At 70.9% G+C, this 14200-nt stretch carries 12 protein-coding genes; 5 read left to right on the forward strand and 7 right to left on the reverse strand.

What is annotated here, in order from left to right; translation table 11 throughout:
* The first annotated feature begins 279 nt into the window (after nucleotides 1–279).
* The 3 genes from MTR79_RS04800 (at nucleotide 280) to MTR79_RS04810 (ending at nucleotide 4255) form a co-directional block, all read left to right on the forward strand.
* Complete coding sequence (locus tag MTR79_RS04800; RefSeq protein WP_048455862.1) at nucleotides 280–1605, forward strand: PhoH family protein; 1326 nt, start codon at nucleotides 280–282, stop codon at nucleotides 1603–1605.
* A 419-nt stretch (nucleotides 1606–2024) separates the two neighbouring features.
* A complete protein-coding gene (locus tag MTR79_RS04805) occupies nucleotides 2025–2723 on the forward strand; it encodes a transglycosylase SLT domain-containing protein (protein ID WP_086704888.1) in 699 nt (232 codons plus the stop codon).
* A 146-nt stretch (nucleotides 2724–2869) separates the two neighbouring features.
* Nucleotides 2870–4255 carry an AI-2E family transporter gene (locus tag MTR79_RS04810; protein WP_086704889.1) on the forward strand — a complete coding sequence of 462 codons (1386 nt, stop codon included), beginning with the start codon at nucleotides 2870–2872 and terminating at the stop codon, nucleotides 4253–4255.
* Between the two features lie 154 nt (nucleotides 4256–4409).
* Here MTR79_RS04810 and MTR79_RS04815 read toward each other — a convergent pair whose 3' ends face one another.
* Together MTR79_RS04815 and MTR79_RS04820 are read right to left on the reverse strand one after the other, a co-directional pair.
* Complete coding sequence (locus tag MTR79_RS04815) at nucleotides 4410–4943, reverse strand: alkyl hydroperoxide reductase (RefSeq protein ID WP_048455859.1); 534 nt, start codon at nucleotides 4941–4943, stop codon at nucleotides 4410–4412.
* Nucleotides 4944–4949: 6 nt separating this feature from the next.
* The gene (locus MTR79_RS04820; protein WP_033272205.1) at nucleotides 4950–5504 is read right to left on the reverse strand and encodes a peroxiredoxin; all 555 of its coding nucleotides are present in this window, start codon (nucleotides 5502–5504) and stop codon (nucleotides 4950–4952) included.
* A gap of 133 nt (nucleotides 5505–5637) precedes the next feature.
* Here MTR79_RS04820 and MTR79_RS04825 point away from each other — a divergent pair, with 133 nt between their 5' ends.
* Nucleotides 5638–6594, forward strand: a complete 957-nt coding sequence (locus MTR79_RS04825) for a LysR substrate-binding domain-containing protein (RefSeq protein ID WP_086704890.1) — start codon at nucleotides 5638–5640, stop codon at nucleotides 6592–6594.
* Between the two features lie 12 nt (nucleotides 6595–6606).
* Here MTR79_RS04825 and MTR79_RS04830 read toward each other — a convergent pair whose 3' ends face one another.
* From MTR79_RS04830 to MTR79_RS04850, 5 genes are all read right to left on the reverse strand, one after another.
* Nucleotides 6607–8955 carry an ABC transporter permease gene (locus MTR79_RS04830; protein ID WP_244789302.1) on the reverse strand — a complete coding sequence of 783 codons (2349 nt, stop codon included), beginning with the start codon at nucleotides 8953–8955 and terminating at the stop codon, nucleotides 6607–6609.
* Nucleotides 8952–9647 (reverse strand): ABC transporter ATP-binding protein, encoded by a 696-nt coding sequence (locus MTR79_RS04835; RefSeq protein WP_189364308.1) that lies wholly within the window; start codon nucleotides 9645–9647, stop codon nucleotides 8952–8954. Before MTR79_RS04835 ends, MTR79_RS04830 begins: the two co-directional genes overlap by 4 nt.
* Nucleotides 9644–10168, reverse strand: a complete 525-nt coding sequence (locus MTR79_RS04840) for a PadR family transcriptional regulator (protein WP_114876135.1) — start codon at nucleotides 10166–10168, stop codon at nucleotides 9644–9646. The genes MTR79_RS04835 and MTR79_RS04840 overlap by 4 nt, the downstream gene beginning before the upstream one ends.
* A 157-nt stretch (nucleotides 10169–10325) precedes the next feature.
* Nucleotides 10326–10589 carry a hypothetical protein gene (locus MTR79_RS04845; protein WP_122215624.1) on the reverse strand — a complete coding sequence of 88 codons (264 nt, stop codon included), beginning with the start codon at nucleotides 10587–10589 and terminating at the stop codon, nucleotides 10326–10328.
* Nucleotides 10586–11521 carry an SPFH domain-containing protein gene (locus MTR79_RS04850; protein ID WP_086704677.1) on the reverse strand — a complete coding sequence of 312 codons (936 nt, stop codon included), beginning with the start codon at nucleotides 11519–11521 and terminating at the stop codon, nucleotides 10586–10588. Before MTR79_RS04850 ends, MTR79_RS04845 begins: the two co-directional genes overlap by 4 nt.
* Before the next feature lie 283 nt (nucleotides 11522–11804).
* Between MTR79_RS04850 and MTR79_RS04855 the strand changes: the two genes are divergently transcribed.
* Nucleotides 11805–14093 (forward strand): transglycosylase domain-containing protein, encoded by a 2289-nt coding sequence (locus tag MTR79_RS04855; RefSeq protein WP_244789304.1) that lies wholly within the window; start codon nucleotides 11805–11807, stop codon nucleotides 14091–14093.
* The last annotated feature ends 107 nt before the right edge of the window (nucleotides 14094–14200 follow it).

Genomic DNA, 14200 nt, shown 5'->3' on the forward strand with positions numbered 1-14200 from the left:
CGCGCCGTTCACCCGCGCGCCGTCACGGGCTGTGGCATGGCAGCGCTTGTTCGAGGGCATAACTCAGTCAGGTCGACGCCCGAACCACGGGTGTCGGATCTCAGCGGACGGCACGGGAGCCGTCCGCCCGGGAGGCCCTTTGCACCAGCCCGACCGTGCGGTCACGGCACGGAAGAAGCGGCGGAGGGCCGGTTCTCGGCCCGTCGTGCATCAGGGCCGTCGACCGGTCCAGCTCCGCCTCGTCGCTCCCCGACCTCATCCGAGGGGGTTCGTCCTTCCGTGGTGACCAGCGCAAAGCGCCACAAGCCAGACCGGCGCACCTACGTTCTCGACACCAGCGTCCTGCTGGCCGACCCCCATGCCCCGAGCCGCTTCGACGAGCACGAGGTCGTGCTCCCCGTCGTCGTGGTGACGGAGCTGGAGGCCAAGCGGAACCACCCCGAGCTCGGCTACTTCGCCCGCCAGGCCCTGCGCCTGCTGGACGACTACCGGGTGCGGTACGGCCGTCTCGACGCCCCCATCCCCACCGGGGAGCTCGGCGGGACCCTGAGGGTCGAGCTCAACCACTCGGACCCCAGCGTGCTGCCCAGCGGCTACCGCCTGGGGGACAACGACTCCCGCATCCTCGCGGTCGCCCGCAACCTGCAGGCGGAGGGGTTCGACGTCACCGTCGTCTCCAAGGACCTCCCGCTCAGGATCAAGGCGTCCTCCGTGGGACTCCTCGCCGAGGAGTACCGCGCGGAGCTCGCCATCACGGACTCCTCCGGCTGGACCGGAATGTCCGAACTGACCCTGCCCGGCGAGCAGGTGGACATCCTCTTCGAGGAAGGCCATGTGTACGTGCCCGAGGCGGCCGAGCTGCCCGTGCACACCGGCCTGACCATCCAGTCCGAGCGCGGCAAGGCGCTCGGCCGGGTCACCCCGGAGGGCAACGTCCGCCTGGTGCGCGGCGACCGGGAGGCGTTCGGCATCAAGGGCCGCAGCGCCGAGCAGCGGATCGCGCTCGACCTGCTGCTCGACCCGGACGTCGGGATCGTGTCCATGGGCGGCCGGGCCGGCACCGGCAAGTCGGCGCTCGCGCTGTGCGCGGGCCTGGAGGCCGTGCTGGAGCGGCGGCAGCACCAGAAGGTGATGGTCTTCCGCCCGCTGTACGCGGTGGGCGGGCAGGAGCTGGGCTATCTGCCCGGTTCCGAGGCCGAGAAGATGAGCCCCTGGGCCCAGGCCGTGTTCGACACGCTGTCGGCGGTCACCAGCCGGGAGGTCATCGAGGAGGTCACCGCGCGCGGCATGCTGGAGGTCCTGCCGCTCACCCACATCCGGGGCCGCTCGCTCCACGACGCGTTCGTCATCGTGGACGAGGCCCAGTCGCTGGAGCGGAACGTCCTGCTGACCGTTCTGTCCCGGATCGGGGCCAATTCCCGGGTCGTCCTGACGCATGACGTGGCACAGCGGGACAATCTGAGGGTCGGCCGGTACGACGGTGTGGTCGCCGTCGTCGAGAAGCTGAAGGGGCATCCACTGTTCGCCCACGTGACCCTGAACCGGTCCGAGAGGTCCCAGATCGCGGCCCTTGTGACCGAAATGCTCGAAGACGGTCACATCTGACCCTCGCGTCCCAACGCGGGGCGGTTACGCGCGAGTTGGCGCCGTCCGGGAAAGGCGTAGAGCCTAGCCGGGCGGCGTCGGCGCGTGTGTGGCTTTCCGATAATCACCAGGGCCAAACGGCATGTGAGCTTTCACACGCAACAGAGAATTGCCTTGCGCCGCCCGGTTACGGCAGAGTCTCACTCCTGTCAGGCCCCGCATACGACACAGCTGCAACCCCAGCGTTGCAGAACCACCAGGAACACCGTTTCAACTCCATAGCGTCGTCGTATGCCGCCCGAGCACCACGCGGCGCTCCTGTCGAGGGAGTTGCCCACCGGGCCCGTGCCTCCCGTGACCCGTAGTTGGGGAGGCCAGTGTCAGGGGCACGATTGCGTCCGCGAGGGTCACCGAAGCGGGCGACGCTGGAAGGAAACCGTGTGAGCCGGATCTCGGTCCGGGGATTCGCAGTGGCCTCGGCCACGGCGGTCACCGCTGTCGGAAGCGTCGTCGGCGTTGCCACAGGCAGCACCGCAGCGCAGAACAACGACGCCGAAGCGACGGCAGCCGGCACCACGCTGCTCGCGGACATCCCCGCAGGGCAGCAGGCGCAGGTGCAGACCGCGTCGCTGACGCAGCAGGCCCAGACGATGGCCATCGCCGCCGACGCGACCGCCAAGAAGGACGCGGAGGAGGCAGCCCGCAAGGCCGCCGCCGAGACCGCGATCGCGAAGAAGAAGGAAGCGGAGAAGGCCGCACAGGAGGCCAAGGAGCGCGAGGAGGCCGAGAAGGCCGCCAGCCGCTCCGCCGTGCGTGACGCGTCCTCCTTCGCCGCCCAGGCCTCCTACTCGGTCGCCGACGTCCAGGCCATGGCCCGCCAGATGGTGCCCGCCGACCAGTTCCAGTGCTTCAGCAACATCGTGGACCACGAGTCCAGCTGGAACTACCAGGCCCAGAACCCCTCCTCCGGCGCCTACGGCCTCGTGCAGGCCCTGCCGGGCTCCAAGATGGCCTCCGCCGGCGCCGACTGGCAGACCAATCCGGCCACCCAGATCAAGTGGGGCCTCAACTACATGGACAGCCGCTACGGCAGCCCGTGCGGTGCCTGGGAGTTCTGGCAGGCCAACCACTGGTACTAGGTCCTCAGGACCGCCCCGCCGCCCCGCGGCGCGCTCGACTCCGCGACAGCCCCGCACCGTCCTACGGTGCGGGGCTGTCGCCCTGTACCGTCTGACCGACGGTGCCAGGGGGACTGGTGGGCGGAAACGGGGGAAGAGGACGGATCATGTCGCGACTGCCAGGGTGGCTCGACCGGGTCGGAGCCGGACTGACGAAGGTCGGCAGACGACTGGAGGAGCGCCGCGCCGAAGTCACCCGCGACCAGGGGCCGGACGACGACTCCGCGCGCTACACCGCCGACCCCGACCGGACACTCCCGCCCCCCGAGTACACCCCGGTGGTGCTCCCGGCGCGCCCCGACCCGGCGCAGGCCGTGCCCTGGGGCGTCAGGGTCGCCGCCGAGGCCGGCTGGCGCCTGCTGATCCTCGCGGGCACCGTCTGGGTGCTGATGCGCATCATCAGCGCCGTCCAGCTGGTGGTGCTGGCGTTCGTCGCCTCCTTGCTCATCACCGCGTTGCTCCAGCCCACCGTCGCCCGGCTGCGGCGGCTCGGGGTGCCGCGCGGACCGGCCACCGCGCTGACCGCGCTGTTCGGCTTCGTCGTGATCGGCCTCATCGGCTGGTTCGTGACCTGGCAGGTCATGGAGAACGTCGACACCCTCGCCGACCAGATCCAGGACGGCATCGACGAGCTGCGCAACTGGCTGCTCAACAGCCCCTTCCACGTCACCGACAAACAGATCAACGAGATCGCCAAGAACCTGCGCGAGGCGGTCGGCGCCAACACCGAGCAGATCACCTCGGCCGGCCTGGAGGGCGTCACGGTCGTCGTCGAGGCGCTCACCGGCATCCTGCTGGCGGTCTTCTCGACGCTGTTCCTGCTCTACGACGGCAAGCGGATCTGGCAGTGGTCGCTCAAGCTGGTCCCGGCCGCGGCCCGTCCGGGCGTCGCCGGCGCCGGCCCGGTGGCCTGGCGCACGCTCACCGCGTACGTGCGGGGCACGGTGGTGGTGGCGCTGATCGACGCCATCTTCATCGGGCTCGGCATCTACTTCCTCGACGTGCCGCTGGCCGTGCCGCTGGCCGTCTTCATCTTCCTGTTCTCGTTCATCCCGCTCGTCGGCGCGGTGGTGTCCGGCGCGCTGGCCGTCGTCGTCGGGCTCGTCACCCAGGGCGTGTTCACCGGTGTGATGGTGCTCGTGGTGGTGCTGGCGGTCCAGCAGATCGAGGGCCACATCCTCCAGCCGTTCATCCTCGGGCGCGCGGTGCGGGTCCACCCGCTCGCGGTGGTGCTGGCGGTGGCCTCCGGAGGTCTGGTGGCGGGCATCGGCGGCGCGGTGGTCGCCGTGCCGCTGGTCGCCGTCTCCAACACCGTCGTCGGCTATCTGCGGGCGTTCTCCCACGAGGCGGCCCTCGCCCAGTCGCCCCGGCCGCGGGGCGCGACGGCCATGTCCGCCCCGGACGCCCCGGGCCCGGCGCACTCCGAACCGCAGCCCCCGGCCACGGAGTCCGAGCGGCCCGGGGAATCCGACCGTCCCTCGGGCGAGCGCTGACGCGGGGCGCCTGCGCGCGAACGGCAGCCGCTCACGGCGCCCGTGGCGGGCGCGCCCCCCACGGACCGGCGCCCACGAGGCGCGTGGAAACGGCGACGGGCCCGTCCACCCCTGCGGGGTGGACGGGCCCGTACACGACGGGGCGGGCGCGGAGTTACTCCGCGAGGGCCGCCTCGGCGTCGAGGGTCGCGGCGACGGCCTGGACCACCGCGGCGATCTTGAACGCCTCCTGGACGACGTCACGGTCCAGGCCGGCCTTGCGCAGCACCTGCTCGTGCGAGTCGAGGCACATGCCGCAGCCGTTGATCGCGGAGACCGCGAAGGACCAGTACTCGAAGTCGACCTTGTCGACGCCCGGGTTGCCGATGACGTTCATCCGCAGCCCGGCCCGCAGGTTGCCGTACTCGTGGTCCGACAGCAGGTGGCGGGTGCGGTAGAAGACGTTGTTCATCGCCATCACCGCGGCGGCGGCCTTGGCGGCCGTGTACGCCTCGGGCGACAGGTTCGCCTTGGCCTCCGGCTCCAGCTCGCGCAGCACGATCGGGGAGCGCGAGGCGATCGCGGTCGCCAGCACCGTGCCCCACAGCTGCTGGGCGGGCAGGTCGGAATTGCCGATGACCGAGCCCAGGTTGAGCTTCAGGTCCTTGGCGTAGTCCGGTATGCGGGACTTCAGGGAGTCGAGGGACATGTCAGCTCACTCCCCCGACAGCAGCGCGACCGGGTCCAGGGTCTCGTCGCCCTTGGACCAGTTGCACGGGCAGAGCTCGTCGGTCTGCAGGGCGTCCAGGACCCGCAGGACCTCCTTCGGGTTACGGCCGACGGAGCCGGCGGTCACCATGGAGAACTGGATCTCGTTGTTCTGGTCCACGATGAACACGGCGCGCTTGGCGTAGCCGTCCTCGCCCTCGATGCCGAGGTCGCGCATCAGCTCGTGCTTCGGGTCCGCCATCATCGGGAACGGCAGGTCGCGCAGGTCGTCGTGGTCCTTGCGCCAGGCGTGGTGGACGAACTCCGAGTCACCGGAGAAGCCCAGGACCTGGGCGTCGCGGTCGGCGAACTCGTCGTTCAGCTTGCCGAACGCGGCGATCTCGGTCGGGCACACGAAGGTGAAGTCCTTGGGCCAGGCGAAGACGACCTTCCACTTGCCCTCGTAGGTCTTGTGGTCGATCGTCTCGAACTCCTTGCCCTTCTCCAGCGAGACGCAGGCGGTCAGTTCGAACTCGGGGAACTTGTCACCGACAGTGAGCACGCGCTCTCCTTGCAGCGAAGAAACACCCCGATTGCGGGTGTTTCCCATGGGTTGGACCTGGTTGATGTTGGCACAGAGTGCATTGATCAGTGAAATAGCTACACTCGGTCGGGTTGATCGGAGGGACCTATCAGTGACTGTCGGTGACCGGCGCAGGCAGCCGAGCCTGGCCCAGCTGCGGGCGTTCGCGGCGGTGGCCGAGCATCTGCACTTCCGCGACGCCGCCGGAGCCCTGGGGATGAGTCAGCCCGCGCTGTCCGGAGCGCTGTCCGCGCTGGAGGAGACGCTGGGCGTGACGCTCGTGGAGCGTACGACACGCAGAGTGCTGCTCACCCCGGCCGGGGAACAGCTCGCCGCACGCGCGAAGTCCGTGCTCACGGAGGTCGGCGCGCTCATGGAGGAGGCGGACGCGCTGCGGGCGCCCTTCACCGGGGTGCTGCGGCTCGGCGTCATCCCGACCGTGGCGCCGTATCTGCTGCCGACGGTGCTGCGGCTGGTCCACGACCGCTATCCGCGCCTCGACCTCCAGGTGCACGAGGAGCACACCGCGAGCCTGCTCGACGGGCTGGCCGCGGGGCGGCTCGACCTGCTGCTGCTCGCCGTGCCGCTCGGCGTCGCCGGGGTCACCGAACTGCCGCTGTTCGACGAGGACTTCGTGCTGGTCACCCCGCCCGGACACCGGCTCGGCGGGCGCGACGGCATACCCCGCACGGTGCTGCGCGAGCTGAACCTGCTGCTGCTCGACGAAGGGCACTGCCTGCGCGACCAGGCCCTCGACATCTGCCGTGAGGCCGGCAGCGCGGGGGTCGCGGCAACCACCACGGCGGCCGGACTCTCCACGCTGGTCCAGCTCGTCGCGGGCGGCCTCGGCGTCACCCTGCTGCCGCGCACCGCCGTCGAGGTGGAGACCAGCCGCGCCGACCGCCTCCTCACCGCGCGCTTCGCCGACCCCGCCCCGAAACGCCGCATCGCCCTCGCCATGCGCACGGGCACGGCGAGGGCGACGGAGTACGAACAGCTGGCGGCGGCGCTCCGCGGGGCGATGCGCGACCTGCCGGTCCGCACGGTGGAGGACGGGGCGGGGTCCTGACGCCCCCGGAGGTCACTCCGTACGGAGACCGTCCGGGCGCATCATGCGCAGCAGGGGCGGGAGGCTGAGCGCGGTCACCAGGGCGACCACGCCCGCGCCGACGCCCGTCATGCCGAGCACGCTGCCCCAGTCCACCCGGACCGGTGTCGCCGTCATGCGCAGCAGCACCGCGCCGAGGATGGTGCCCACCACCGCCGACAGGGCGAGGCCCAGCCCGATCGGCACCGCCGTCTGCCACAGCACCGACAGGCTCAGCGTGCGGCGCCGGGTGCCGAACGCGACCAGGGCCGACAGCAGCTTGCGGCGCTCCCGCAGCTGCTCCAGCTGCGAGACCAGCAGGCTCACCCCGATGAGCACCAGCACTGCGGTGGCGCCGACGAACAGGCCGGTGCGGATGGAGTCGAACCGAGTGGTGCGCTCGGTGGCGACCCAGGTCGAGGTATGGGCCAGCGGGTCGACGGAGGCGGCCGTGTTGCGCACCAGCTCCTGGGCGTCGGCCACCGACTCGTCGATGCCGAGCCACAGCCTTCCGGACACCCGCTTCTCGACGCCGGGCGTCACGGCGCCCGGCGTCAGCAGGAATCCGCTGCTCAGATTCCCGGTGGGGTCCTGGACGGCCGCCGCGCTCTTCACGCCCTCGGGCACGGTCCAGACGACGTCCTGCTGAGGGGCGGTGGGATCGCCGACAGGCTGCATGTGCAGGGCGCGGCCGGGCTTGTTGAGGGCCGGCGTGTCCGTGTCGTAGTCCGCGCCGGTGAGCGCGAAGACGTCACCGTCCCGGCAGGCGGTCAGCTTCGCGAGCATGCGCAGGGCCTCGCAGTCGCCGACGGTCAGCTGCGCTCCCCGCGCCGCTTCCTCGGGGTCGTCGGTGAGCTTCTCGTAGGCGTATCCGTAGGACAGCGCCTGGACGTCGCGCACGCTCTCGGTCTTCTCGAACGCCGCCGCGGCCGGGGCCACCGGGACGCCGTCGGGCAGCTCGACCTGCATCTGCGCGCGGGACACGTCCTGTCCCGTGTCGCGGGTGTACTGGCTGTCGATGCCGGTGAACAGCATCTGCAGGGCGATCGCGCCGGCCACGGCCACGGCGATGCCGTTGACCATGCGGGCCGCCGTGCCGCTGCTCAGCTGGAGCCGGCGCACGGCGAGCTGCCAGGCCAGACCGCCCGCGCCGAGCCTGGCGACGACCGCCTCCACGAGCCACGGCAGCAGCGCGGTGACCCCGACGAGGAGGCACAGCACACCGCCGACGACGAGGTACTGGTTGAAGTCGCCGTTGTGGCGCCCCTGTCCGAGCATCGGCACGAGCATGCCGACACCGGCGAGCGGCAGCAGCAGCCGCCACCACAGCCGGCGGCGGGCCGGCCGCGCCGTGCGGACCACGCCCAGCGGCTCGATCACCACGCCGCGCAGCGCGAGCAGGGTGACGACCACCGCGGCGGCCGGGACCGCGGCCGCGACCAGCAGCACAAGGAGCGGGGAGGGGTTGAGGTCGCTCGGGAAGACGCTGATGCGGAACAGCTCGACGGATGCCGCGAATTCGCGTCCGGCCAGGAAGAACACGGTACCGAAGAGCAGCCCGAGCACCGCGCCGGCGAGCGCCTCGCCCGCGGCGATCCGCCGGGTCATCCGGCTGTCCGAACCGACCAGCCGCAGGGCGGCGAGCCTGCGGTCGCGCCGCTCGCCGCCGAACCGCACGGCGGTGGCGATGAACACGCCGACCGGCACCAGCAGCACCACGAAGATGACCAGCGTCAGCATCACCAGGACCGGGTCGAGCGGTTCTGTGTACTGGCTGGGGTCCGCGCCGAAGGCGTCGATCCGCATGACCGTCGGGCTGCCCAGCTGCTCGGCCAGGCCCGTTCCGCCCGCGTACCAGGCGAGTTCCTGGGAGCCGATCAGTCCCGGGTCGCCGATGGTGCCCACGATGTCGTACGGCAGCCGGTCCCGCAGCAGCCTGCCCTCGTCGGACCCGAGCAGCTCCTTCAGCGCGGGGGAGACCACCATCGTGCCGGGCTTCGGCAGTTCGTTCACGCCGGGCGGCACCGGGGCGTCCGGCCCCTCGGGCTCCACCAGCCGGCCGCGCAGGTCGCTGCCGCGGAAGTCGCTGTTGGCGTGCGCGATGAGCAGGGTGTCGTCCGACGGGCGCAGGGTGTCCTGGGCGTATGCGTGGTCCTGGCGGGAGTCCTCCCGCCGGTCGCGTCCGTCGAGCAGGTTCGGCACGGCGGCGGTGAGCAGCAGCAACGCCACACCGAGGCCCACGCCCACGGCGGTGAGCAGGGCCCGGGTCCAGCCCTCGCGGCCGCCGGTGACGGCGAAGCGGGCGCCGAGCGCGAGGTCCCGAGCCCACTGACGGGTGCTCATACGGCCCGCTCCATGTCGCGCGCCTTGCCGTCGCGGACGACGACCTCGCGGTCGGAGTACGCGGCGACCCGCGCCTCGTGGGTGACGAGGACCACGGCGGCGTTGGTGGAGCGGGCGGCCTCGGTGAGCAGCTCCATCACGCGCTCGCCGTTCAGCGAGTCCAGCGCGCCGGTCGGCTCGTCGGCGAACACCACGCGCGGTCCCGTGACCAGCGCGCGGGCGACCGCGACCCGCTGGCCCTGACCGCCGGACACCTCGCCGGGCCGCTTCCCGCGGACGTCGTCGACCTCCAGGCGCTGCATCCAGGTGAGGGCGGTGCGCTCGGCCTCCTTGCGGGGGGTGCCGTTCAGCCGCAGCGGCAGCGCGACGTTCTCCACGCAGGTCAGCTCCGGAACGAGCTGGCCGAACTGGAACACGAAGCCGAACTCGGAGCGGCGCAGGGCGCTGCGCCCGGAGTCGTTCATCGTGGTCAGCTCGCGGCCGTTGTACGTGATGGATCCGGCGTCGGGGGTGACGATCCCGGCGAGGCAGTGCAGCAGGGTCGACTTGCCGGAGCCGGAGGGGCCCATGACGGCGACGACTTCGCCCGGGTGGATGGAGAACGCGGCCCCGTCGAGAGCCTTGGTCGGACCGTACGTCTTCTCCAGGTCCCGTGCGGCGAGCAGGGAACCGGCGGGTGCGGACAGGGTCATCGGGCCACCGCCTCACGGAGTTTGTCGAGGCGCGCGGCGGTCAGTTCCAGCCAGCGCAGGTCGGCCTCGAGGTGGAAGAGGGCGTGGTCGCAGATCAGCTGGTCGGCGAGGTCACCCTTGCGCTTGCGGTCGGTGAGCACGCGCATGCTGCGCAGATGCTCCGAGCGCTGCGTGTCGAGGACGTCGGCGGCGTCGCGCTCGGTGAGGAGGGCGAGGACGACCTTGGTGTAGAGCGTCGACTGGAGGTACGGCTCGGGCTTCTCGGGCGTGGCGAGCCACTGGGCGACGTCGGTGACGCCGGCCTCGGTGATGGCGTACCGCTTGCGCTCGGGGCCGCCGCCGGCCTCGATGCCGTCGACCTCGACGAGGCCGTTCTTCAGCAGCCGCGACATCGTCGAGTAGACCTGGCCGTAGTGCAGCGGCCGGTCGTGACCGAATTTCGCGTCGAAGGCGCGCTTCAGGTCGTAACCATGACGCGGCCCGGACTCCAGGAGCCCCAGGAGGGTGTGACCGATGGACATGCGGAGCACTCTACACACCGTGTATACGCGGCATGTATACGCGGTGTGCGCAGATCACGGCCGAACTGCGGACACCGCAGGTGAGGGCCCGTTGTCACGGTTCTGTCACTGAGGTCGGTCATGCGTCCGGCCCCCGCCTCGCGGGGCGGGGGCCGGTTCAGTCGGAGGGTGGGGTTCCGCCGGTCGGGGGGCGGGTGCCAGGGGGGCGGCCCCGGCGGGGGAGTGGGCCCGTTTCGCCGGGGAGGCGGCCCGCCTCCGCGAGGGCGCGGCGCAGCAGGAACTCGATCTGCGCGTTCGCCGAGCGCAGCTCGTCGCCCGCCCAGCGGGCCAGCGCCTCGTACACCGCCGGGTCCAGCCGCAGCAGCACCTGCTTGCGCTGCGGCCGGCGCTGCGGGGCCGGGCCCCCGGACGGTGCCGTCACTGGTAGAGCGTCCCGGTGTTGAGGACCGGCTGCGCCGAGCGGTCACCGCACAGCACGACCATCAGGTTGGACACCATCGCGGCCTTCCGCTCGGGGTCGAGGTCCACGATGTCCTGCTCCTGGATGCGGGCCAGGGCCGTCTCGACCATGCCCACGGCGCCCTCCACGATCTGCTGCCGCGCCGCGACGACCGCGCCCGCCTGCTGTCGCTGGAGCATCGCCGAGGCGATCTCGGGGGCGTAGGCGAGGTGCGTGAAGCGGGACTCGATGATCTGCACGCCGGCCGCCTCGACGCGCGCGTGCAGCTCGACCGCCAGCTTCTCGGTGATCTCCTCGGCGTTCCCGCGCAGCGACAGGCCGTCCTCGTCGTGGGCGTCGTAGGGGTACTCGATGGCGATGTGCCGCACGGCCGCCTCGGTCTGGGTGGAGACGAACTCGACGTAGTCGTCCACCTCGAAGGTGGCCTGGGCGGTGTCCTCGACCCGCCACACCACGACCGCGGCCAGCTCGATCGGGTTGCCGTAGGCGTCGTTCACCTTCAGCACTGCGGTCTCGTGGTTGCGCACCCGGGTGGAGATCTTGGTGCGGGAGGTGAAGGGGTTCACCCAGCGCAGGCCGTCCTGGCGGATGGTGCCCCGGTAGCGGCCGAAGAGCTGCACCACCCGCGCCTCGCCCGGCGCCACCATGTTCAGCCCGCACATCGCGACGAACGAGGCGAGCGCGACGAGGATGCCGCCGGTGATGAGGCCGGCCTTCGCGCCCGTGCCCTCGACCGCCGTGGCCACGACGATCATCGCCACGCCGCCCAGCAGTCCGACCAGGCCCAGCAGCAGGGCCAGTCCGCCGCCGATGCTGTGCGCCGGGGTCTCCCGGACGCGTGGGGCCGGCATCTCGGGCACGTCGGCCGTGACCTGCGCGTCGTGTGTGGTCATGGAGGATCCCCCGCTTCTCCGCGCGCCTCGGCGCGGTCTTCCGTGTCTCTGTCGCTCGGTCTGTCAACGTTCTATCTAAGTGATATCACATTATCTGTTCATGGCAACCTCGGGCGTCTCTCGTACGTCGGTTCCGTTGAAGTGGGTGCTGATTGTCACGTCCGTAAAGGCCGGATCGGCGGCCCTTTGTCATAGCTCCCGGTGTTAGCTTGCTGAGCTGACCTGAGCGGCGAACGTGTGTGCCGCATGAGCGCACAGATACGAAGCGGAGCGGAACAGGCGTATGGGACGAGCGGAAGAAAGACGCGCACGACAGCGCGGCGGGCGCCGTGCGGCACCCAAGGGCCGCCGCGCTGCCGCCGCGGGCGGCCGCACCGGCATACGCCGCCTCTTCACCTGGAAGAAGATCGTCGGCACCTTCTTCGCCCTGTGCCTGCTCGGCATGGGCGCCTTCATCGTGCTGTACATGATGATCGACATCCCGGAGGGGAACGCCGACGCCGAGCTGCAGAGCAACGTCTACGAGTACAGCGACGGCAGCCTCATGGCCCGCGACGGCGACCGCAACCGCGAGATCGTCGACCTCGCCCGGGTCCCCAAGCCCGTGCAGCGCACGTTCGTCGCCGCCGAGAACAAGACGTTCTACAAGGACTCCGGCGTCGACCTGAAGGGCACCGCCCGCGGTGTCCTCAACACCCTGTCCGGCAAGGGCGCGCAGGGCGGCTCGACGATCACCCAGCAGTACGTCAAGAACTACTACCTCACGCAGGAACAGACCGTCTCCCGCAAGCTCAAGGAGCTGGTCATCTCCCTGAAGCTGGACCGGGAGAAGTCCAAGGACTACATCCTCGCCGGATACATCAACACCAGCTACTACGGCCGCGGCGCCTACGGCATCCAGGCCGCCGCCCAGGCCTACTACCGCGTCGACGCCGAGGACCTCACCGTCGAACAGGGCGCCTACCTCGCCGCGCTGCTCCAGGCGCCCAACCAGTACGACTGGGCGATCGCCAGCGACCGGGGCAAGAAGCTCGTCCAGGAGCGCTGGGACTACGTCCTGGACAACATGGTCGAGCAGAAGTGGCTGGACGCCGGCGAGCGCGCCGGCATGAAGTTCCCCGTGCCGAAGGAGCCCAAGGCGGCCCCCGGCATGGAGGGCCAGACCGGCTACCTGGTCGAGGCGGCCAACACGGCCGTCAAGCAGCAGCTCGTCGAGCAGGGCGTCGCCGAGGACCTGGAACAGGCCAAGGCGCTGCTGGACCGCGGCGGCTACACGATCACGCTCAACATCGACAAGAAGAAGCAGAAGGAGCTGGAGAAGGCGGTCAAGGACCGGCTCACCAGCAAGCTCGACCCGAAGAAGCGGGCCGTCGACGCCGACGTCCAGGCCGGCGCCGTCTCCGTCGACCCGAAGACCGGCAAGGTCGTGGCCCTGTACGGCGGCGTCGACTACGTGAAGCACTACACCAACAACGCCACCCGCAAGGACTACCAGCCGGCGTCCACCTTCAAGCCGGTGATCCTCGCGGCAGCCCTCGAGCGGGGCGCCGAGACCCAGGACGGCGTGCCCATCACGGCCGACACGCTCTACGACGGCGACAGCAAGCGCCCCGTGGTCCAGGACGGCGAGAAGGTCGGCTTCGCCCCGCCCAACGAGGACGACCGAGACTACGGCGACATCACCGTCCAGGAGGCGATGAACAAGTCCGTCAACTCCGTCTTCGCGCAGATGGGCGTCGACGTCGGCATGACGGACGTGATGAAGACCGCGTCCGCGCTCGGCATGAGCGACAACCTCGACCCGTTCCCCGCGCAGACGCTCGGCACCATGGGCGCCAGCCCGATGCAGATGGCCGGCGTCTACGCCACCCTCGCCAACCACGGCAAGCAGGTCACGCCGTCGATCGTGAAGTCGGTCGAGCACAAGGACCGCACGATCGAGATGCCCGACCCGGTCGGCGGGTCGGTCATCAGCCGGCGGGCCGCCGACACGGTCACCTCGGTGCTCACCGGCGTGGTCGACGACGGTACGGCGAAGGCGTCCGTGCGGGACAACCCGCTGCGCGACGGCCAGCAGGTCGCGGGCAAGACCGGCACCTCCGACGACAACAAGTCGGCCTGGTTCACCGGCTACACGCCAGGCCTGGTCACCTCCGTCGGCCTGTTCGGCGAGGACCCGAAGACCGGCAAGCAGGTCCCGATGTACAAGGCCGGCGGCGTCGACTACCGCGTCAACGGCGGTGGCTTCCCGGCCGAGATCTGGTCCGCGTACACCTTCGGCGTGATGAAGGAGGTCTCCGAGTTCGACCTGGAGACCGAGCAGGGCGCGGGCGTGGCCCCCACCCGAAGCCCGTCGCAGTCGGAGACACAGTCGGAGACGCCGTCGCAGACGCCGACGACGGAGGAGCCGACGACGTCGGCCCCGCCGACCACCACGTCCCCGCCGCCGACGACGGAACCCCCGTCCCAGACCCCGACGTCACCTCCGCCGTCGCAGACGCCGACGACCTCGCCGCCCACCTTCGAGCTCCCGGGCGGCCCGGACGAGCCCCAGGACAACGACCGCGAATAGGGCCCAACACACGCAGTTCCCCGCGCCCCTTCAGGGGCGCGGGGAACTGCGCGCTCAGCCGACGACAACCCGCACCCGGCACAGCCGAGCAACCCCTACGGCGGGTC

The sequence above is a fragment of the Streptomyces sp. BJ20 genome (assembly GCF_022869105.1).
Lineage (GTDB): Bacteria > Actinomycetota > Actinomycetes > Streptomycetales > Streptomycetaceae > Streptomyces > Streptomyces griseoincarnatus.